Annotated in this window: 18 protein-coding genes; 6 read left to right on the top strand and 12 right to left on the bottom strand. The window is 66.9% G+C overall.

All coding sequences use genetic code 11. The features are described 5' to 3' along the window. Positions 1–203 precede the first annotated feature (203 nt). Complete coding sequence (locus JF542_RS14615; protein ID WP_207076367.1) at positions 204–875, top strand: phasin; 672 nt, start codon at positions 204–206, stop codon at positions 873–875. A 134-nt stretch (positions 876–1,009) separates the two neighbouring features. Here the strand turns inward: JF542_RS14615 and JF542_RS14610 are convergent, their stop codons facing one another. The 6 genes from JF542_RS14610 to tldD all read right to left on the bottom strand — a co-directional run bounded on the left by JF542_RS14610 (position 1,010) and on the right by tldD (position 8,759). After that, positions 1,010–1,636: a 3-oxoacid CoA-transferase subunit B gene (locus tag JF542_RS14610; protein ID WP_207076366.1), complete on the bottom strand. Its 627-nt coding sequence runs from the start codon at positions 1,634–1,636 to the stop codon at positions 1,010–1,012. Continuing rightward, the gene (locus tag JF542_RS14605) at positions 1,636–2,340 is read right to left on the bottom strand and encodes a CoA transferase subunit A (protein ID WP_007797421.1); all 705 of its coding nucleotides are present in this window, start codon (positions 2,338–2,340) and stop codon (positions 1,636–1,638) included. The genes JF542_RS14610 and JF542_RS14605 overlap by 1 nt, the downstream gene beginning before the upstream one ends. 115 nt (positions 2,341–2,455) lie before the next feature. Beyond that, positions 2,456–3,016 (bottom strand): L,D-transpeptidase, encoded by a 561-nt coding sequence (locus tag JF542_RS14600; RefSeq protein WP_207076365.1) that lies wholly within the window; start codon positions 3,014–3,016, stop codon positions 2,456–2,458. A 152-nt stretch (positions 3,017–3,168) separates the two neighbouring features. Beyond that, positions 3,169–5,874 carry a type I DNA topoisomerase gene (topA, locus tag JF542_RS14595; protein ID WP_207076364.1) on the bottom strand — a complete coding sequence of 902 codons (2,706 nt, stop codon included), beginning with the start codon at positions 5,872–5,874 and terminating at the stop codon, positions 3,169–3,171. A gap of 147 nt (positions 5,875–6,021) precedes the next feature. After that, entirely contained in the window at positions 6,022–7,236 is a 1,215-nt protein-coding gene (dprA, locus tag JF542_RS14590; protein WP_207076363.1) for a DNA-processing protein DprA, read from the bottom strand. A gap of 101 nt (positions 7,237–7,337) precedes the next feature. Continuing rightward, the gene (gene tldD / locus JF542_RS14585; RefSeq protein WP_207076362.1) at positions 7,338–8,759 is read right to left on the bottom strand and encodes a metalloprotease TldD; all 1,422 of its coding nucleotides are present in this window, start codon (positions 8,757–8,759) and stop codon (positions 7,338–7,340) included. Between the two features lie 187 nt (positions 8,760–8,946). Here tldD and coxB point away from each other — a divergent pair, with 187 nt between their 5' ends. The 5 genes from coxB to JF542_RS14560 all read left to right on the top strand — a co-directional run bounded on the left by coxB (position 8,947) and on the right by JF542_RS14560 (position 12,416). Beyond that, the gene (coxB, locus tag JF542_RS14580; protein ID WP_040544568.1) at positions 8,947–9,825 is read left to right on the top strand and encodes a cytochrome c oxidase subunit II; all 879 of its coding nucleotides are present in this window, start codon (positions 8,947–8,949) and stop codon (positions 9,823–9,825) included. Between the two features lie 67 nt (positions 9,826–9,892). Next, positions 9,893–10,843 (top strand): heme o synthase, encoded by a 951-nt coding sequence (gene cyoE / locus JF542_RS14575; RefSeq protein WP_207076361.1) that lies wholly within the window; start codon positions 9,893–9,895, stop codon positions 10,841–10,843. Then, complete coding sequence (locus tag JF542_RS14570; protein ID WP_207076360.1) at positions 10,840–11,016, top strand: hypothetical protein; 177 nt, start codon at positions 10,840–10,842, stop codon at positions 11,014–11,016. The genes cyoE and JF542_RS14570 overlap by 4 nt, the downstream gene beginning before the upstream one ends. Next, positions 11,006–11,590: a cytochrome c oxidase assembly protein gene (locus JF542_RS14565; protein WP_007797404.1), complete on the top strand. Its 585-nt coding sequence runs from the start codon at positions 11,006–11,008 to the stop codon at positions 11,588–11,590. The genes JF542_RS14570 and JF542_RS14565 overlap by 11 nt, the downstream gene beginning before the upstream one ends. A 25-nt stretch (positions 11,591–11,615) precedes the next feature. Continuing rightward, on the top strand, positions 11,616–12,416 hold the full coding sequence (locus tag JF542_RS14560; RefSeq protein ID WP_007797401.1) for a cytochrome c oxidase subunit 3: 801 nt from the start codon (positions 11,616–11,618) through the stop codon (positions 12,414–12,416). 147 nt (positions 12,417–12,563) lie between these two features. Here the strand turns inward: JF542_RS14560 and JF542_RS14555 are convergent, their stop codons facing one another. The 6 genes from JF542_RS14555 to ubiA form a co-directional block, all read right to left on the bottom strand. Next, a complete protein-coding gene (locus JF542_RS14555; RefSeq protein WP_207076359.1) occupies positions 12,564–13,694 on the bottom strand; it encodes a saccharopine dehydrogenase family protein in 1,131 nt (376 codons plus the stop codon). Next, positions 13,691–14,746 (bottom strand): saccharopine dehydrogenase, encoded by a 1,056-nt coding sequence (locus JF542_RS14550; protein ID WP_207076358.1) that lies wholly within the window; start codon positions 14,744–14,746, stop codon positions 13,691–13,693. The genes JF542_RS14555 and JF542_RS14550 overlap by 4 nt, the downstream gene beginning before the upstream one ends. A 62-nt stretch (positions 14,747–14,808) precedes the next feature. Continuing rightward, the gene (locus JF542_RS14545; RefSeq protein WP_207076357.1) at positions 14,809–15,462 is read right to left on the bottom strand and encodes a histidine phosphatase family protein; all 654 of its coding nucleotides are present in this window, start codon (positions 15,460–15,462) and stop codon (positions 14,809–14,811) included. Positions 15,463–15,752: 290 nt separating this feature from the next. Continuing rightward, positions 15,753–16,085, bottom strand: coding sequence for a hypothetical protein (locus JF542_RS14540; protein WP_007797390.1), 333 nt, complete (start codon positions 16,083–16,085; stop codon positions 15,753–15,755). Continuing rightward, the gene (locus JF542_RS14535) at positions 16,082–17,995 is read right to left on the bottom strand and encodes an OmpA family protein (RefSeq protein WP_207076356.1); all 1,914 of its coding nucleotides are present in this window, start codon (positions 17,993–17,995) and stop codon (positions 16,082–16,084) included. The genes JF542_RS14540 and JF542_RS14535 overlap by 4 nt, the downstream gene beginning before the upstream one ends. Positions 17,996–18,069: 74 nt before the next feature. Next, the gene (ubiA, locus tag JF542_RS14530; protein WP_040544562.1) at positions 18,070–19,038 is read right to left on the bottom strand and encodes a 4-hydroxybenzoate octaprenyltransferase; all 969 of its coding nucleotides are present in this window, start codon (positions 19,036–19,038) and stop codon (positions 18,070–18,072) included. Positions 19,039–19,047: the final 9 nt, after the last annotated feature.

The raw sequence follows: 19,047 nt of genomic DNA, 5'->3' as shown, positions 1-19,047 counted from the left end.
TTCCTTTCGGAACCCGCCCTTTTTTACGTTTTTCTTCAGGAAATTGACTGATTTCGCGGTCGGCAAGGCCTCGCCCAAGACGCGAATTTTCTCCCTAAACGGCCTCAGAACCCTTGCAATGCTGCAGCGCAGCAACGATGTTGTCTAAGCGTAAGCCAAGGCGGATTCTCCGCCAGATCACCCTGCCAAGGAGGAGAGACACAATGGCCGCGACGCAAGATTTCACTGCCGCAATGAAAGACATGATGGGCGCCTTCCCGATGGATATGGCCGCCTTCGAAGACGCCTGGAAGAACTCTGCCGGGATCAGTGAGAAGGCCTCGGCGATCGCGCTCGACGCCGCCGGCAAGACCACCGACATTTCGGTCGGCTGGACGATGGAGACCCTCACCCGCATCGGTGACCTCGCCAAGGCCAAGCCGGCTCCGGCCGATTACGCCCAGGCGATGTCCGAGTTCGCTTCGGCACAGATGCAAAGCCTCAACCAGCACATGACCGCTTACGGCGATGTCGCCAAGTCGGCTCAGAGCGACGCACTGGCCCTGATGATGTCGGTGGGCAAGGATGTGGCGGACGACGTGACCGCCACCACGGCCACCACCGCCAAGGCCACCGAGAAGGCCGCGACCAAGACCGCCTCCGCCGCCACCACCACCGCGAAGCGCAGCACGACCGCCGCGAAGCGCACGACGACGGCAGCCAAGAAGACGGCAACCACCGCGACGAAAGCCGCGACCACTGCCGCCGCGCCCGCCCCGACGCCCGCTCCGGCGAAGAAGGCTGCCGAGGAGACCCCGGCCGCCGCACCGGCCGCCAAGCCCGCGGCATCCGAGGCGCCCAAGGCATCGCCGGCTTCGGACGAGACCAAGAGCTGATCCGTCTCCGGATCGCTAGACCTGAAAACGCGACCGACCCGGTCGCGTTTTTTTTGCCCTGCCCTTTGAAGCCCCCCAAACGAAAAGCGCGGCCCCGAAGGGCCGCGCAGATCCGGTCACGAGCGCAGCGGCGCTCAGTTGACGATGGTCGCCTCGGTGGCGGCGCGAAGCTCGTCCTCGGTCACGCCCTCGGCCAGTTCGACGATCTTCAGGCCGCCCTCGACCACGTCGAGCACACCGAAATTGGTGATGATGCGATCGACCACGCCGGTGCCGGTGAGCGGCAGGCTGCAGGCCTTCAGCAGCTTGCTGTCGCCATGCTTGTTGGTGTGGTCCATCACGACGATGACGCGGCCGACACCGGCCACGAGGTCCATCGCGCCGCCCATGCCCTTGACCAGCTTGCCCGGGATCATCCAGTTCGCCAGATCGCCGTTCTCGGCCACTTCCATTGCGCCGAGGATCGCCGCGGCGATCTTGCCGCCGCGGATCATGCCGAAGCTCATGGCGCTGTCGAAATAGGCGGTCTTGGGCAGCTCGGTGATGGTCTGCTTGCCGGCGTTGATCAGGTCGGGATCCTCTTCGCCCTCATAGGGGAAGGGGCCCATGCCGAGCATGCCGTTCTCGGACTGCAGCGTGATCTCCTTGTCGCCCACGTAGTTGGCCACGAGGGTCGGGATGCCGATCCCGAGGTTCACATACATGCCGTCTTCGAGTTCCTCTGCCGCGCGTGCGGCCATCTGATTACGATCCCAGGGCATTATGCGTCCTCCCGGCTGCGCGTGGTGACTTTCTCGATGCGCTTCTCGTGCTCGCCCTTGATGATGCGGTGCACGAAGATGCCCGGAAGGTGGATGTGATCCGGGTCAAGCTCGCCCGGCTCGACGATCTCCTCGACCTCCATCACGCAGATCTTGCCGCACATCGCCGCCGGCGGGTTGAAGTTGCGCGCGGTCTTGCGGAACACGCAGTTGCCCGACGTGTCCGCCTTCCACGCCTTGACGATCGACAGCTCGGCAAAGATGCCTTCCTCGAGGATGTAGTCCTCGCCGCCGAATTGCTTCACTTCCTTGCCCTCGGCGATCTGGGTGCCGACGCCGGTCTTGGTGTAAAAGCCGGGGATGCCGCAGCCACCGGCGCGCATGCGCTCGGCAAGCGTGCCCTGCGGGTTGAATTCCAGCTCGAGCTCGCCCGACAGGTACTGGCGCATGAACTCGGCGTTCTCGCCCACGTAGGACGACATCATCTTCTTGATCTGCTTGGTGTCGAGCAGCTTGCCGAGTCCAAACCCGTCAACGCCGCAATTGTTCGAGGCGATGGTCAGATCCTTCACGCCGCTCTCGACGATGGCGTCGATCAGAAGCTCGGGAATGCCGCAGAGACCAAACCCTCCGGCCGCGATCAGCATGTCGTCTCGCAGCAGACCGTCGAGGGCCTCCGCTGCGGAGCCATAGACTTTCTTCATGGAATTCTCCCCTCCTGAAGCTGTTCGCACGGGTTTTGCCGCGCTGCAGAGCCAGAGTCAACGAAGGCGGTCCCGGATGGAACCGCCTTCAGCGCTAACACGAAACGGACACGGCTCAGATCACCCGCACCTGAGTTCCGATCGGGCAGATTTCGAACAGCTCGGCGATCTTCTCGTTGTAGAGCCCGATGCAGCCATCCGAGGAGCGCCGCCCGATCTTGCGGGTGTCGTGGGTGCCGTGGATGATATAGGCCGGCCAGCTCAAGTACATCGCGTGGGTTCCCAAGGGGTTGTCCGGCCCCGGGCCGATCGGTTCCCAGTCGGGGAAGCGCTCGAGCTGCGAGGCGGTGGGGGTCCAGCTCGGGCCCACCTTCTTGCGCACGATCTCGGTATAGCCGCGCTTGGTCAGCTCGTCGGTCTTGGGCACCGAGGTCGGGTAGACGCGGTAATCGCTGCCGTCGGCGTTCCAGTAGTGCAGCGCGCGCGAGCTCGTGTCGGCCACGATGCTCGAGACACCCAGCGTCTCGAAATGGTCGCGCCAGTCCTGCATGACAAAGCTGGAGATGTTGTTGCGGATGACCGCCTGAGCGCGGGCTTGGGCCGGCACCAGCGGCAGCGCCAGTGTGGCACCGGCGGCGCCGAGCAGCGCACGGCGGGTGAAGGTCGTGTCGGTCATGACATGGCTCTCGCTAGATGTGACGGAACTGCCCCGGACTCTGGGTCACAGGCAGACACATTTCCAATCACATATACTTGCGGGCGCGGCATGGAACCGCGCGGCCGCGCGCAACAGGCCGGTTTCCGCCCATCACGCGCCTTCGCTCGGGATCAGTCCTCGGCCTTCTTGGCGGCAGCCGTCTTGGCCGCCGGTTTCTTGGCCGTGGTCTTCTTGGCAGTGGTCTTTTTCGCCGCGGTCTTCTTGGGAGCGGCCTTCTTCTTGCCACCCTTCTTGGCGGCCTTCTCGGCGATCAGCTCCAGCGCCTGCTCGAGCGTGGCATCGCCCGGCTCGGTCTCTTTCGGCAGCGTGGCGTTGATCTTCTCCCACTTCACATAGGGCCCGTAGCGCCCCTCGTAGACCGCGATCTTGCCGCCGTCCGGATGCTCGCCCAGCTCCTTGAGAACCTTGGCAGCCCCGCCCCGGCCACGGCCCGGGTTGGCCCGCTTCTCGGCCAGAAGCTCCACCGCGTGGTTCATGCCGATCTCGAAAACCTCCTGGAATTCCTTGAGGTTGACATAGACCGGCTTCTCCTCGTCCGGGGCCTGGTGCATGATGTAGGGGCCAAAGCGGCCCAAGTTCGACTTGATCACCCCGCCATCGGGATGCATCCCGATCTCGCGCGGGAGCGTCAGCAGCGTCAGCGCCTTTTCCAGCGTCATGTCATCGGGCGCCCAGCCGGGCAGGAAATTCCCGCGCGCCTTGGGCAGCGAGGCCCGCGGCGGCTTCTTGTTCTCGGGCGTCGGCTCGCCGCGCTGGACATAGGGCCCGAACCGACCGGCCTTGAGCCAGATCTCGTCCTCGCCGTCGAGGCCCAACATCTTTTCCTCGCCCTCGGCGCCCTCGCCCGCAATCGGGCGCGTGTAGGTGCATTCGGGATAGTTGCCGCAGCCGACGAAGCCGCCGGTGCGCGAGGTCTTCAGGTGCAGACGCCCCTGCCCGCATTTCGGGCAGATGCGCGGATCGGAGCCATCCTCGCGCGGCGGGTAGAGCTGCGGCGCCAGCGCTTCGTCGAGCACGTCGAGCACCTCGGAAATGCGCAGCTCGGAGGTTTCCGAGATCGCAGCCGAGAAATCGCGCCAGAACTTGCCTAGCAGCGCCTTGTAATCCATCTCGCCGGCCGAGACCTCGTCGAGCTCGTTCTCGAGCTCGGCGGTGAACTCGTAGCCGACATAGGTGCGGAAGAAGTTCAGCAGGAAGATGGTGACGATCCTGCCCTTGTCCTCGGGGATCAGGCGGTTCTGCTCCTTGCGGACATATTCGCGGTCCTGGATCGTGCCGATGACGCTGGCATAGGTCGAAGGCCGGCCGATGCCGAGCTCTTCCATCTTCTTGACCAGCGTTGCCTCGGTGTAGCGCGGCGGCGGCTGGGTGAAGCTCTGGGTGCCGAGCACCGCGTCATTGCCCGAGATCATCGCCGCGGGACCCGCCGCCGGGTCGGCCTTCTCAGAGGCCTTGGCATACTGGTCGCGCAGACCGGCCTTGGCAAAGTTGGCGGCCTCGCCCTGCATGATCTGCGGCAGGCGCTTGTCATCATCGTCGGCGACGTCGTCGCGGCCCTCTTCGTAGACCCGCAGGAAGCCGTCGAACAGCACCACCTGGCCGGTGGCGCGCAGCCCGACCTGGCCGTCGGGGCTGGCGATCTCGACGGTGGTACGCTCGAGCCGGGCGGCCTCCATCTGGCAGGCCAGCGTGCGCTTCCAGATCAGGTCGTAGAGCTTGCGCTGGTCATCCTCGCGCAGCTTGAGGCTGGCGGCATCCTTGGTCATGTCGGTGGGGCGGATGCACTCGTGCGCTTCCTGCGCGTTCTTGGCCTTGTTCTTGTAGATCCGCGGGCTGCCCGGCACGTAATCCTTGCCGAAACGGTCGGCGATGGCATCGCGGCAGGCCGCAGTCGCCTCGGGCGCCATGTCGATGCCGTCGGTCCGCATGTAGGTGATGTGGCCGGCCTCGTAGAGGCGCTGCGCGGCGCTCATGCAGGCCCGCGCGCCCATGCCGAACTTGCGGCTGGCTTCCTGCTGCAGGGTCGAGGTCATGAACGGGGCCGAGGGGTTGCGCGAGCTGGGCTTGGCCTCGACGCTGGCGATCTCGAGCTTGCGCGAGGCCACCGCCTGCACCGCCATCTCGGCCTGGGTGGCGTTCTCGATATCGAACCGGTCGAGCTTCTTGCCCGCCAGCATGGTGAGGCGCGCCTCGTAATCCTGCCCGCGCGGCGTGCTGAGCAGCGCCTTGACCTGCCAGTATTCGCGCGGCTTGAAGGCCTCGATCTCCATCTCGCGCTCGACGATGAGGCGCAGGCAGACCGATTGCACGCGCCCCGCCGAGCGCGCGCCCGGCAGCTTGCGCCAGAGCACCGGCGAGAGGTTGAAGCCCACGAGATAGTCGAGCGCGCGGCGGGCCAGATAGGCCTCGACCAGCGGCGCGTCGATCTCGCGCGGGTTCTGCATCGCCTCGGTGACGGCGGCCTTGGTGATGGCGTTGAAGGTCACCCGGCGGACATCGGTGTCCTTCTTGATCGAGCGGCGCTTGGTGAGCGCCTCCTTCAGGTGCCACGAGATCGCCTCGCCCTCGCGATCAGGGTCGGTTGCGAGGATCAGGGCGTTGTCGGATTTCAGCGCCTCGGCGATCGCGGCGACGTGTTTGCGGGAGTCGTTTCCGATCTCCCACTTCATCGAGAAGTCTTCCTCCGGGTCGACGGATCCGTCCTTCGGAGGCAGGTCGCGCACGTGGCCATAGGAGGCGAGAACGGTGTAGTCGGACCCCAGATACTTGTTGATTGTCTTGGCCTTGGCCGGGGATTCGACGACGACAACGGGCATGAAATGACCACCTTTCCTGGAAATACGTCCACAGGCTGAGCGCGGAGGGCGTATGGCGGCGGAAGATGTGGGGTGCAAGGGGGAAATGTCAATGCGGGGCCAGATGACGCGGGCTTGAGGTGCCGGTCTTTCAGCCCGTTGTGCCACTCAGACGAGCGAGAGCAACCCTCCGGGCTGGCGCCGGATGCGGCCATCGATCTCGAGATCGGTGAGCGCCGGGGCGACCGCATCGGAGGGCGCGGCGAGATCGCGGATCAGCTGATCCTCGGCCAGTGGCGCGGGGCCGAGCCGGTCGAGGATCTGCCGGTGCAGCTGTGCGGTTTCCGCCAGCGAGCGGCTTTCGGGCGGGGGCGCGGGGATCACGGGCGCGCGGTCCGTGCGTCGCCTCGCCGCCTGCTGCGAGGTCGAAGCCGTCGGCTGCTCCAGCGGCAGGCTCTGCTGGCGCGTCTCGGGTTGCGGCAGCGGCCCCAGCGCCTCGGCCACGTCCTCGGCATGGCGGACCAGCCGCGCGCCGTCGCGGATCAGCATGTTGCAGCCGGCAGCGCGCGCGTCGAGCGGATGGCCGGGCACGGCCAGCACCTCGCGCCCCTGATCGAGGGCGCAGCGCGCGGTGATCAGCGAGCCGGACTTGGCCGCCGCCTCGACCACCACGATGGCTGCTGAAATGCCCGAGACGATGCGGTTGCGCGCCGGAAAGTGCCGCGCCTGCGGCTGCAGCCCCATCGCATGTTCGGAGACCAGCGCGCCACCGCGGGCGCGGATCTCTTCGCCGAGGCGGGTGTTCTCGGACGGGTAGAGGATATCGACCCCACCCGCCATCACCGCGACTGTGCCGGTGTCGAGCGCAGCCTCGTGCGCCGCCGCATCGACGCCGCGGGCCAGTCCCGAGATCACCACCCTCCCCTCGGCGCCCAGCCCCTGCGCCAGAGCGCGGGCCATGCGGGTGCCGAGCGACGAGGCGTTGCGCGCGCCCACCAGCGCCACCGCCGGACGCATCAGCGGTGCCGTATCGCCGGCCACCCAGAGAAACGGCGGCGGATCATCGATCTCTGCAAGAAGCGGCGGGTAGCCCGCCTCGCCCAGGCAGACCAGCCGGGCGCCATGTCGCCGCGCGGCGGCGATCTCGGCCTGCACCACGCCTTCGGGGCAGATGCTGTAATTCTCCACGCCCGCAGCGGCGGCCACTGCCGGCAGAGCCTCGAGCGCCGCGGCGGCCGAGCCATGCTCGGCCAGCAGGCGCCAATAGGTCGCAACGCCCACGCGGCGGGAGCGCAAGAGACGGAGCCGGTCGAACCGATCCTCTTCCGTGGTGGGTGGGAGTGGGGGGTGAGTGGAAGATAAGCTGTTGCTGTCCTCGGTCATCCCGTGCCCCGTCTGCTTGCTCGGCACGGTGTAGCGCACTCATCCTTAATCAGCGGTAAACCGAAAACCGATTTTCCCCGCCACGCGCCTAACCGCGTCGATCAGCTGCCCGAACCGCCCACCGTGAGCCCGCCGATCATCACCGTGGGCTGGCCCACGCCGACGGGCACCCACTGGCCCTGCTTGCCGCAATTGCCCATGCCGGGATCGAGCGCCATGTCATTGCCGAGCGCCCGGATGTGCTGCAGCGCGGTGGCGCCGTCGCCGATCAGCGTGGCGCCCTTCACCGGCGCGCCGACCTTGCCGTTCTTCACCCGGTAGGCCTCGGTGCAGGAGAACACGAACTTGCCGTTGGTGATGTCAACCTGGCCGCCGCCGAATCCCACCGCCCAGATGCCGTCCTGCAGGTCGGCGACGATGTCGGCCGGATCGGCCTCGCCGCCCAGCATGTAGGTGTTTGTCATGCGCGGCATCGGCGCATGGGCATAGCTCTCGCGGCGGCCGTTGCCGGTGGGTGCCACCCCCATCAGCCGGGCGTTCTGCCGGTCCTGCATGTAGCCGACCAGCACGCCGTCCTCGATCAGCACGTTCTTGGCCCCGGGCGTGCCCTCGTCATCGACGGTGATCGAGCCGCGCCGGTCCGGGATGGTGCCGTCATCCAGCACGGTCACCCCGGGCGCCGCAACGCGCTGGCCCATGAGCCCCGCGAAGGCCGACGATCCCTTGCGGTTGAAATCCCCCTCGAGCCCGTGGCCCACCGCCTCGTGCAGCAGGATGCCCGGCCAGCCCGGCCCCAGCACGATGTCCATGACGCCTGCAGGCGCCGCCTCGGCCTCGAGATTGACCAGCGCGATGCGCAGCGCCTCGCGCGCCTTGCCCTGCCACGAGTCCGGCGTCATCAGCCCGTCGAGCAGGAAGCGGCCACCACCCGAGGCGCTGCCCTGCTCGCGGCGGCCGTTCTCCTCGACGATGACGCTCACGGTGACGCGGGTCATCGGGCGGGTGTCGGTCACCAGCGAGCCGTCGGGGCGCAGGATCGCGACTTCCTGACAGCTCGCGGCAATGGTGGCGGTGACCTGCACCACGCGCGCATCAAGGCCGCGGGCATAGGCGTCGATCTCGCGCAGCGTGTCGACCTTGACCGGGAAGGACTGGCCGGCGATCGGATCGGCATCGGTATAGAGCGTGCGATTGGTGCCCGTGGGCGCCGGGGCGAGAACGCCGCCGCCATCACCCACCGCCAGCCGGGCGGTCTCGGCCGCGCGCTGGATGGCCGCTTCGGAAAGCTCGGTGGAATGGGCGTATCCAGTGACCTCGCCATTCACCGCGCGCAGGCCGAATCCCTCCGAAGCATCGTAGCTCGCAGTCTTGATTCGCCCGTCATCCAGCACCAGCGCTTCGGCGCGGCGTCGCTCGAGAAACAGCTCTCCGTCCTCGGCCCCCTCCAGCGCGGCGCGCAGTTGCACCAGGGACCGGTCGAGGTCAAGCGCTGTTTCAAAGGGGCGGAAGGGCAGTTCGGTCATGTTTTCCTCGTATTATTTGATCCAGATCAAAAAAGCGCCTTTTTGCCGCAAGCGACCTGGTTTATTTGATGCACGATCTGTGCTTTTTAAAGAGCGGAACAAGAGGGAGGAGGATTGTTCCAGGGCGCGACGCCCGGATTGCATCCTCCTGCGAACGAACAAGAACGACAACCGGATCAGGTGACACATGCGTAAGATTTCGATGCTGACGGGACTCATGTCCAGCCTTCTGGCCGCGCCCGCCATCGCCCAGGACCTGGAAGTGGTCGGCCGTCCGCAGCAGGGGGGCGTCGGTTTCCAGCCAGCCGCCACCGAGCTGGCGCGCGATCTGCAATGGCTCGACGGGATGCTTCTCGTCATCATCACGGCGATCTCTCTGTTCGTCGCGGGTCTTCTGGTTTACGCCTTCATCCGCTTCAACCGCCGTGCCAACCCGAACCCGGCAAGCTTCACCCACCACACCCCGATCGAGGTGGCATGGACCATCGGCCCGATCCTGATCCTCGTTGTGATCGGCGCGTTCTCGCTGCCGGTGCTGTTCAAGCAGCAGGAAATCCCCGAGGGCGACGTGGTCATCAAGGTGACCGGCTACCAGTGGTACTGGGGCTATGAGTATGTCGGCACCGATCTGGCCTATGACGGCTACATGATCGGCGCCCCCGCCACCGGCGGCGACAACCGTCTCAACGACGAGGTCGAGGCGCAACTGGTCGAGGCCGGCTACAGCCGCGAGGACTGGCTGCTCGCAACCGACACCTCCGTGGTCGTGCCCGTGGGCGCCACCGTGGTGATGCAGGTGACCGGCGCCGACGTGATCCACTCCTGGACCATCCCCGCCTTCGGCGTGAAGCAGGATGCCGTGCCGGGCCGCATCGCCGAGCTGTGGTTCAACGCCGAGCGCGAGGGCGTGTATTTCGGCCAGTGCTCCGAGCTCTGCGGCATCAGCCACGCCTACATGCCGATCACTGTGAAGGTGGTCAGCCAGGAAGCCTATGACGCCTGGTTCGCGGCGTCGCAGGAAGACGGCGGCTATGTCGACGTGCGCCAGTTCCTGGCCAACTCCTGATCCCATTGGCCGGCGCCCCGGAGGCGGGGCGCCGGTTTCCTGACTGACTGACCCAGCAAAGACCCAGATGACCGATCTCAGCACCAACAGCACTCTCGAGACCACGCAGCCCGGCGAGGCGCAGTTCGGCGACTATTTCGCCCTGCTGAAGCCCCGGGTGATGACGCTTGTCGTCTTTACCGCGCTGGTCGGTCTGCTGGCGGCGCCGGTCCCGGTGCATCCGTTCATCGGCTTCTGCGCCATCCTGTTCATCGCCGTGGGCGGCGGCGCCTCTGGCGCGCTGAACATGTGGTGGGATGCCGATATCGACCAGGTGATGAAGCGCACCGCCAAGCGCCCGATCCCCGCCGGCCGGGTCGAGCCGGGCGAGGCGCTGGGGCTGGGCCTCGCGCTTTCGGCCTTTTCCTGCGTCTTCCTCGGGCTCGCCACCAACTGGCTCGCCGGCGCCCTGCTGGCCTTCACGATCTTCTTCTACGTGGTGATCTACACCATGTGGCTGAAGCGCTCGACGCCGCAGAACATCGTCATCGGTGGCGCCGCCGGGGCCTTCCCCCCGATGATCGGCTGGGCCGCCGCGACCGGATCGGTCGGCATCGAGGCCGTGCTGATGTTCTGCCTGACCTTCATGTGGACCCCGCCGCACTTCTGGGCGCTGGCGCTGTTCATGCGCTCGGATTACGACGATGCCGGCGTGCCGATGCTGACCGTGACCCACGGCCGCCGCTCGACCCGCGTGCACATCCTCGTCTACACCGTGCTGCTCGCCGCGCTGGCCATCGGCACCGGCTTCACCTCGATCGGCGGGCCGGTCTACCTCGCCGTGGCGGTGGTGTTGAACGGGCTGTTCCTGAAGGGCGCGTGGGAGATCTTCCGCCGCGACGAGGACGCCTCCGAGGCGGACAACTTCAAGACCGAGAAAGCCTTCTTCAAGCTTTCCCTGCTCTATCTCTTCGCGCATTTCGGTGCCATCCTGCTCGAGGCCGGCCTCGCGCGGTTCGGCCTGGGAGGTTGGGCATGAGCATTTCCAAGCAACACGACCTGCACAAGCGCCGCTTTGGCCGCAATGTCGGCGTCGGCCTGCTGCTGGTGTCGTTCATCGTGATCGTCTTCGGCATGACCATGGTCAAGGTGACCGGCGGCGACATCTCAGGTGCGCTGCAAGGCGACAGGGGGGTGCAGGATGGCGGCTGACAACAAGAACAAGACCCTGCTGCAGCTTGTCGGCGTGGTGGTCTTCATGGGCGCAATGGCCTGGGCCTCGGTGCCGTTCTACAACTGGTTCTGCCGGGTCACCGGCTTTGGCGGCACCACCAACGTGGCCTCTGCCACGACCGGCACCGTTCTCGACCGCGAGATCAAGATCCGCTTCGACGGCTCCAAGGCGCGCGGCTTCCCGTGGGAGTTCAAGCCCGCGCAGACCGAGATGACGATGAAGATCGGCGAGGACGGGCTGGCCTTCTACGAGGCCTACAACCCCACAGACAAGCCGATTGCCGGTCAGGCGAGCTACAACGTCTACCCCTACGAGGCGGGCGGGTATTTCAACAAGATCGAGTGCTTCTGCTTCACCGAGCAGGTGCTGATGCCCGGCGAGCGGGTGCAGATGCCGGTGAACTTCTTCGTCGACCCCGAGATCGTCGATGATCCGGACGCCAAGCACATCAATCACATCACGCTCAGCTACACTTTCTACGAGATCGACCTGCCCGAAGGCGTGCAGGCCGCGCTCGATACCAACAACGCGGACGAAAAGTCCGTGAACTGAACGCCTATCCAACGAGGGAAACGAGATGGCGCACGCTAAGAACCACGACTACCACATTCTGAACCCCTCCGTCTGGCCCTTCGTGGCCTCCGTGGCGGCCTTCGTCATGCTGTTCGGAGCGGTGCTCTGGATGCACGGCAGCGGCCCCTGGATCTTCCTCGCGGGCTTTGTCGGCGTGCTCTACGTCATGTTCGGCTGGTGGTCCGACGTGATCGCGGAAAGCCGCGTGGGCGACCACACCCCGGTGGTGCAGATCGGCCTGAAATACGGCTTCATCCTGTTCATCATGTCCGAGGTGATGTTCTTCTTCGCCTGGTTCTGGTCGTTCTTCAAGCACGCCATGTACCCGATGGGCCCGAACTCCCCCGCGGTCGACGGCGTCTGGCCGCCCGCCGGCATCGAGACCTTCGACCCCTGGCACCTGCCGCTGATCAACACCATGATCCTGCTCTGCTCGGGCTGCGCCGCGACCTGGGCGCACCACGCCCTCGTGCACGAGAACAACCGTCAGGACATGAAGTGGGGCCTGATCATCGCCATCGTTCTGGGCGTGATCTTCTCGATCTTTCAGGCATACGAGTACAGCCACGCGGCCTTCGGCTTCTCGGGCAACATCTACGGCGCCAACTTCTTCATGGCGACCGGCTTCCACGGCGCGCACGTGATCATCGGCACGATCTTCCTGTTCGTCTGCCTGCTGCGCCTGATGAAGGGTGACTTCACCCCGACCAAACATATCGGTTTCGAGGCCGCTGCATGGTACTGGCACTTCGTCGACGTGGTCTGGCTGTTCCTGTTCTGCGCCGTCTACGTCTGGGGCGGCTGAGCGACAGCTCTCACGCGATACGTTTCGGAAAGCGGGCCTTCGGGCCCGCTTTTCTTTTGCGCAACGCGCTCTCCCCTGCCCCGCGACACGAAAAAGGCCGGAGCGCCTCGCAGCGCTCCGGCCTCTCCCGGTTCCAAGGTCGGCCGATCAGACCAGATCGACCCGCATCAGCCGCTGCGCCAGCACCTGGACCTCGTCGAGCCAGCGGGTCACCAGCTTCGGATCGGACGGCGCCGCCGAGACACCCGGCGCGATCTCGCGGTTCAGCACCGCCTCGATGGCCAGCGAGACGGGCACCGAGACCAGACGGCCCATGGCCAGTCCGCGCTCGTCGCCCCAGGCGTCCATAACCCAGGTCTTGTGCCAGACCGCCTCTCCATCCTTCTCGGCCTTCAGAGAGACGCAGAGCACCACGCGGTCAGGCTCGCCCTCGTCGTAGGCGTTTTCCGCCAGCAAGTCGTCGGCAAGCTTCGACAGCGCCGCGTCGTCGGCCGTCTCAACCGTCGCGAAGATGTCCTTCCACGCCTCGGCCCAGCCGTTCAGGCGCAGCGTGCCGCGCACGAAGTCCTTCACCTTCCAGCCGTCCTCGAAACCGTACTCTTCCATGAAGGGGATCGAGTCGCGGTTGGGGTAGACCTCGAAGGTCTCGGGCGGATCGAGCGGCGCGTCGTAGCGCCCGAGCGCGTCCCAGGGCCGCGACACGTTCAGCTCGGAGAACTGCTTGATCGAGCGCGACGGCGAGCGCAGCGCCTTCAGCACGCCCACCGGCGCCCAGGAGAACTTGTAGCGGAAGGCGTTGGCAATCTTCGGCACACCGCCGCAATAGCTCAGGAAGCTGAGCGCGTTCTCGGGATCGAAGGCATCGGACTCGCGGTAGGCCCGCACAAGGTCATGCGCCATCAGGTGGTCGATGCCCGGATCAAGCCCGACCTCGTTGACCAGCGCCACGCCCGCGGCCTTGGCCGCGTCCTCGAGCGCCCGCATCTCCGGCGAGATGTAGCTCGACGAGACGAAATGCGCGCCCTTGGCGATGGCGATCTTGGCCAGCGGCACGTGCCAGTCCGCGGGCAGCATCGACACCACCACGTCGCCCGGCTGCACCGCCGCTTCCACCGCCTCGGGGGCGAAGGCAAGGATGCGGTTGGTCAGGTCGCCGACCGCCTCGCGCGCCTTGGTCTCGGTGCGGTTCCACACCATGACATCGTGGCCGTTCTCGATCAGGCGCCGTAGCCCCGGCACCGCCGAGAGCCCCGTTCCACACCAGTGAATCATGCTCATGCCTCCGGTTTGTAAGTGTTGAAAGTGTCTTCCGCCCGCCCCCAGACGCCCGCGTCGAGGGCATCGAGCTGCTTCAGCCAGGGCAGGAGTTGCCCGGCGAAGTCGTGGCTGCTTTCCAGCGGCAGCAGCGAGGGAAGGTTGTCGATCGCCATGACGTCGAGCGCCGGCGTGTCGTGCACGCGCAGCACCGGCGCCTCCCAGCTGGTCGCCCGGTCATAGACCTTCACGGGCGAGAAATCGCTGTCGGGATCGCAGGCGATATCGCCGATCACCGCGAGCTTGCGCGGATCCGTGGGCGCCGAGGCCGGCACGAAGACCGGCGTGCCCGGGCGCGCGAGGATACAGTTGAGGAACAGCGCGTGGTCGAGCACCTCCGGGAATGGCCCGCCATGAGCGGTCTCCGCCATGTCCCAGCGGGTGACGGCGACGCCCATCTTCTCACAGAGATCGCTCGCCCCGGTGCCGACGCGCCCCAGCGCACCGATGACGATGGCGCGCGGTCGCGCCGCACCGGCCTCGGCGAGCGCGGACGAAAGCTCGGCCTCCATCGCCGCGGCATCGCCCCAGGTCGAAACCGGCGCACAGACCGCCCCGCCCTGCTGCGCCGCCCAGGCATAGAGCGAGACCGCAGCGCCGGCATAGCCGGCCCAGTAGCCGAAGGCGGCCACGCGGCGCCCGTCGGGGTCGACGAGATATTCCAGGTCGTAGAGCGTGCCACCGCCCGCCGCGAAGCGTTGCAGCAGCACCTGGCCCGCCGGCTGCCCCTTGTAGGCGTGGCCGAACATGATGTGGCGGTGCTTCAGCGGCGTGCCATCCTCCGGCAGTTCCTTGAGACCGAAGACCAGGGCGTCGTCGGGCGCCTCAGGCCAGCTGCCCTCGGATGCGATCTCGGCCCCGGCCTCACGATAGGCTTGGGTGGGAATGATCCGCGTGGCGCTGTCCTCGACCGTGACGCGCATGCCCTGCGCGATCAGCGCGGCTGCGCCGTCGGGGGTGATCCCGACCCGCTCCTCGTTCGGGCGCTGTTCCGCGCGCACCCAGAGATGTGTCATGTGTCTGCTCCGTCCGTTTGCGCGCAAGCTATCCCAGCCGGCCCTTGAGCGAAAGCCGGGGCTCAGAGATGGGTGCGCGCGTAGGCCCGGCCCGGCGCCTCGAGATGCGGCACGGCGTTGAACTGGGTCAGCGCCAGCCCGGTGGCCAGCGGCTGGAAGCGGTGCACCGAGCTGTTCTCGATGGCGAGGCAGGCATGCGCCAGTGCGCCCATGCCCAGCCCCATGGTGACCCGCATCGCCATGCCGATGAGGCCGCCGGAGGTCACCACCACCGCGCGGCCCTCGCCGCCCGCGATCTCGTGTAGCGCCTCCCCGACCCGGGTCTCGAAGCTCTCGAAGCTCTCCGGCGCGCCCTCGAGCCCGCCCTCGCGCCAGATGGTGAAGAGCCGCGGCAGGTGCAGGATAAAGGCCTCCCGGCTCTCGGGCATCGCCACGCCGTGCTGCTCGGCGCAGAGCTGCGCCATGGTGAAGTACTCAAGTTCGTTGAGCCGGGCATCGGCCACCACCTCGAGCCCCAGCGCCATCTCCTCGGCGGTCTCTCGATGCCGGGTCAGCGTCCCGCGATAGGCGCGGGCAAAGCGCTCACCGGTGCCGCGCATATGCTCTCCGAGCCAGCGTGCCTGCTGCCGCCCGAGATCGCTGAGCCGATCATAGGAGCGCTCGTCGCGCGCGGCGGTGTTGGCCTGGCCGTGGCGCACAAGCGTGACATGGGACATCGGTCACCTTCCTTTCCAGCACCTCTTACGGCCCCCCGCCGGGAATGGAAACCCGCCCGCCGAACGCACAACGCGAGCACAACGCGAGCACAACGCGAGCACAAGGGCACCAGCCCCCTGCTTCTCTACGTCCCAAATACTCAGGAAAGGCCATATGCCACGGATCGCATGCCCCGGCAGGCAAGAAGACGGCACCAAAGGCTCCAGCCGCCCCGTTCCGCCGCAGGCGGGGCGGGGCTCGACCTGTGCCGCGTTAGCGGCTCATTCAGCGACCGGCACGTGGTACGGTGTCAGGCGGCGCCACCCTTGTTGCGCTCGATCCAGCCGCGCATTTCCTCGGCCTCGTGACGCGCCTCGCGCAGGCCTTCCATGGCCGCCGAGAGCTCCGCCTCGGTCTGCGCCAGCTGGTTGGTCAGCTCCGCCTCGCGCTGCTGCAGGTAGGTGATGGCCTGGTCGCGCGTCTCCTCGGCCTCGTGCAGCTCCTGGCTCATGCGCTCGAGCTGGTCGACATCCGACTGGCTCACCCGCTTGAACCGATGCACGAGCCAGTTGGCGAACCAGCCCATGCAGAAGGCCACGAAGAGAATGATCGCCGTGGCGATCACGAATTCGGCCCTGTTCATTCACCCGTCCCTTGTTCCGCCTCTGGGACTTCCGTATCGCCTTCCGTGGCCGCTTCTTCAAGCTCTTCCAGCGCGGTCTTTTCCTCTTCCACCGGTTCCGGCCGGATCAGGCGGAAGGCGATGCGGCGGTTGGCCTCGCGGCCTTCCTCGGTGCCGTTGTCGGCGATGGGCTGCATCTCGCCATAGCCCTTCACCCGGTAGGAGGCGGTCAGCACCCGCCGGTTGCGCAGCGCGTCGAGCACCGCCTGCGCGCGGTCCTGGCTGAGCTGCTCGTTCATCGATTCGCGGCCTTGGCTGTCGGTGTGGCCCTGGATCTCGAGCGGGATGTCGCCGCAGAGCTTCAGCAGCTCGGCGATGTCGTCCATCACGTCCTTGGCGGAAGCGTCGAGATTGGCCGAGCCCGGCTCGAAGTTGATCTTTCGGTCGCCGATGATCTCGACGATCTGCGCCTCGCATTCCTCCGGCGTCGGGATGCCGAGCGTCGGGTCCAGCTTCTCCTGGTAGGTGACGCTGATCTCGAACTCGCCGGCCTCGCCAAGCTTGTCCGCCAGCAGGCCCGAGATCTCGTCCTCGGCATCCGGGTTGCCGGTGTTGCCAGAGAGGCTGACCAGATCCGGGGTCACGCGCACCACGCCATTTGACAGCCCCCCCAGCGCCTCGAGCCCGGCCAGCACCCGCGGCGACCAGTTCGCCGGGAGGGTCTCGTCGACGCGCGCGGCGGTGTAGACCGAGGCCGAAGTAAAGAGCGCGCGGGCGAGGCTGTCGGCGGTCTGGCGGGCGATCTCCGAGCGCACCCGGCCGCGCAGCTGCACCGAGCCCTCGGGGCTCAGCGTCGCGGTGAACTCGCGCGGGCCCTCGTCCTTGGCGTCCGGCGTCTCGGGCAACACGGCCTTCAGCGCGAAGACCTCCGGCAGGCCGGTCTCGAGCTCGCCCACGACGCGGTCGAACAGGCCCTGATCGGTGCCTTCGAGCGCCAGCAGCGCGATGTCGGCATTGGAGAAGGTGACCGAGCCGCCACCGAGTTCGCTGACTGCCGAGATCGCCTGCACCGCCGCGTCGGCCCAACGCCGGCTCGGTACGCCGAGGCCGAGGCGGCAGGTTTCGTCCTCGGTGGCACCGGCGGCTTGGGCGGCGGCAAGGATGGCATCCCGGCTGGCCTCGGTATCGGCGGAGCAGGCATCGAAATGCGCGCGGCCGGTCTCGTCGATCAGGAAGCGCAGGGTGAAGGGCGTGATCACAGGGCGGGGCGCCGACAGATCCAGCGCCAGTTCGAGCCCCTCCGGCGCACGGCGCTCGAGGTTGGAAAGCAGCTTGCGGCGGTCCGCCTCGCTTTCGGTCATCGCCTTGATCGCCACCGCCTCGGCCGAGATCGAGAGCTTGGACCGCGGCAGATCCGAGAGCGACCGCAGCGCGAAGGACAGCGCCGGCTCCCAGCCGTCCGGGGCGGGGAAGTCGGCAACCTCGAGCAGGTCCGCCACCTCGCCGTCGCGGCCGGCGATATCTTCGAAACGCGACAGCATGTCCTCGCGGTCGGTGCTGGCCGGGATCAGGCCGATCACCGAGATGCCGTCATCGTTGCGCAGGATCTCGACCGAGAAGGCCGGCGGGCGGATATCGGCGGCCTCGGCCACCAGCATCTGGTCGATGACCCGGGCCGAATCGACCACCGTTCCGGCCACCGTCACCGCCTGGAAGCGCGCCGCCTCGTCCGGCGCCTCGCCGATCAGGAAGACCTGCAGACCGTTCACATCGACATCGGCCCAGTCGAGCTCGGCGATGTCGAGCGCCTCCTCGACACCGGAGATCGAGCTGTCCTCGACCAGCCTGACGGAAAAGAACGCGGTGATGACGCAGAGCGCCGCAGCAATCAGCAGAGCGGCGGCTGGGATGGCGATTCTGGAGAGGCGCATCGGCCTTCCTTCCTTTTTATTGGTCTTCTTGTCGGTCTGGCGGAGGTGATACGCCCCGCCCCCTGCTCACGCAATCAAGCCAGCAGGGCAACGGCGAAAAACAGCACAGGCAGAAGGCCTGCATCGCGGTTCGAACGGAACAGCATCAGCAGCCGGTCATGGTCGTTCACCTCGAGCCGGCGCATCTGCCAGAGCATGTGCCAGCCCATCGCCCACGGCCCGCCGATCAGGATCACCAGCTGCAGGATCTCGCCGCGCGGCACCGCCGCGACGATGGCGAGCCCCATCAGCGAGACGCTGACCACCAGAAAGCCCGCCAGCCATTTTGGAGTGGCGGCGTCGCCGAACAGGCGGGCGGTGGATTTCACCCCGATCAGCGCGTCGTCTTCCTTGTCCTGGTGGGCGTAGATGGTGTCGTAGAACAGCGTCCAGGCCATGCCGGCCAAGTAGAGCAGCACCGCCGGCCAGCCAAGACTCCCGGAATGTGCCGTCCAGGCCAGCAGCGCGCCCCAGTTGAAGGCGATGCCGAGGAAGATCTGCGGCCACCACGTGAAGCGCTTGGCGAAGGGGTAGATCGCCACCGGTGCCAGCGACAGAACGCCAAGCGCGATGGCCATGGGCGGGAAGGTCACGAGAATGCCGAAGGAGACCAGCGACTGGATCACCGCCCAGGCCAGCGCCTGCTTGGTGCTGACCTGCCCGGAGGGAATCGGCCGCGACGCGGTGCGCGCCACCGAGCCGTCGATCTTGCGGTCGGTGATGTCGTTCCAGGTGCAGCCGGCGCCACGCATCAGGAAGGCGCCGATGCCGCAGCCGGCAAAGATCCACAGGTCGAACAGCGAGGCCCGCCCGTCATGGACCATCGACAGCAAGAGCCCCCACCAGCAGGGCAGCAGCAGCAGCCAGGTGCCGATGGGACGGTCGGCGCGCGACAGCCGCAGGTAGGGCCGGCTCCAGGCCGGGGCGTAGTGATCCACCCAGTTGCCGCGCACGGCGTCGGAGACCTGTCCGTCTGCCTCTGGCGTTGGTTCCGGTTGGCTCATATGGTGCGC

Origin of the sequence: Salipiger bermudensis (assembly GCF_017309175.1) — a bacterium.
In the GTDB taxonomy this organism is placed as follows: domain Bacteria; phylum Pseudomonadota; class Alphaproteobacteria; order Rhodobacterales; family Rhodobacteraceae; genus Salipiger; species Salipiger bermudensis.
The sequence above is the reverse complement of the archived record's forward strand: the minus strand, read 5'-3'. Positions and strand labels throughout refer to the sequence as shown.

What these genes read in the sequence shown, in the direction of transcription:
- JF542_RS14615 (WP_207076367.1), top strand. Translation starts at nt 204, where the DNA reads ATGGCCGCGACGCAAGATTTCACTGCCGCAATGAAAGACATGATGGGC.
- tldD (WP_207076362.1), bottom strand. Translation starts at nt 8,759, where the DNA reads ATGACCGAACTGCCCTTCCGCCCCTTTGAAACAGCGCTTGACCTCGAC.
- JF542_RS14605 (WP_007797421.1), bottom strand. Translation starts at nt 2,340, where the DNA reads ATGAAGAAAGTCTATGGCTCCGCAGCGGAGGCCCTCGACGGTCTGCTG.
- JF542_RS14560 (WP_007797401.1), top strand. Translation starts at nt 11,616, where the DNA reads ATGGCGCACGCTAAGAACCACGACTACCACATTCTGAACCCCTCCGTC.
- cyoE (WP_207076361.1), top strand. Translation starts at nt 9,893, where the DNA reads ATGACCGATCTCAGCACCAACAGCACTCTCGAGACCACGCAGCCCGGC.
- topA (WP_207076364.1), bottom strand. Translation starts at nt 5,874, where the DNA reads ATGCCCGTTGTCGTCGTCGAATCCCCGGCCAAGGCCAAGACAATCAAC.
- coxB (WP_040544568.1), top strand. Translation starts at nt 8,947, where the DNA reads ATGCGTAAGATTTCGATGCTGACGGGACTCATGTCCAGCCTTCTGGCC.
- JF542_RS14535 (WP_207076356.1), bottom strand. Translation starts at nt 17,995, where the DNA reads ATGCGCCTCTCCAGAATCGCCATCCCAGCCGCCGCTCTGCTGATTGCT.
- dprA (WP_207076363.1), bottom strand. Translation starts at nt 7,236, where the DNA reads ATGACCGAGGACAGCAACAGCTTATCTTCCACTCACCCCCCACTCCCA.
- JF542_RS14540 (WP_007797390.1), bottom strand. Translation starts at nt 16,085, where the DNA reads ATGAACAGGGCCGAATTCGTGATCGCCACGGCGATCATTCTCTTCGTG.
- JF542_RS14550 (WP_207076358.1), bottom strand. Translation starts at nt 14,746, where the DNA reads ATGACACATCTCTGGGTGCGCGCGGAACAGCGCCCGAACGAGGAGCGG.
- JF542_RS14565 (WP_007797404.1), top strand. Translation starts at nt 11,006, where the DNA reads ATGGCGGCTGACAACAAGAACAAGACCCTGCTGCAGCTTGTCGGCGTG.
- JF542_RS14555 (WP_207076359.1), bottom strand. Translation starts at nt 13,694, where the DNA reads ATGAGCATGATTCACTGGTGTGGAACGGGGCTCTCGGCGGTGCCGGGG.
- JF542_RS14545 (WP_207076357.1), bottom strand. Translation starts at nt 15,462, where the DNA reads ATGTCCCATGTCACGCTTGTGCGCCACGGCCAGGCCAACACCGCCGCG.
- ubiA (WP_040544562.1), bottom strand. Translation starts at nt 19,038, where the DNA reads ATGAGCCAACCGGAACCAACGCCAGAGGCAGACGGACAGGTCTCCGAC.
- JF542_RS14600 (WP_207076365.1), bottom strand. Translation starts at nt 3,016, where the DNA reads ATGACCGACACGACCTTCACCCGCCGTGCGCTGCTCGGCGCCGCCGGT.
- JF542_RS14610 (WP_207076366.1), bottom strand. Translation starts at nt 1,636, where the DNA reads ATGCCCTGGGATCGTAATCAGATGGCCGCACGCGCGGCAGAGGAACTC.
- JF542_RS14570 (WP_207076360.1), top strand. Translation starts at nt 10,840, where the DNA reads ATGAGCATTTCCAAGCAACACGACCTGCACAAGCGCCGCTTTGGCCGC.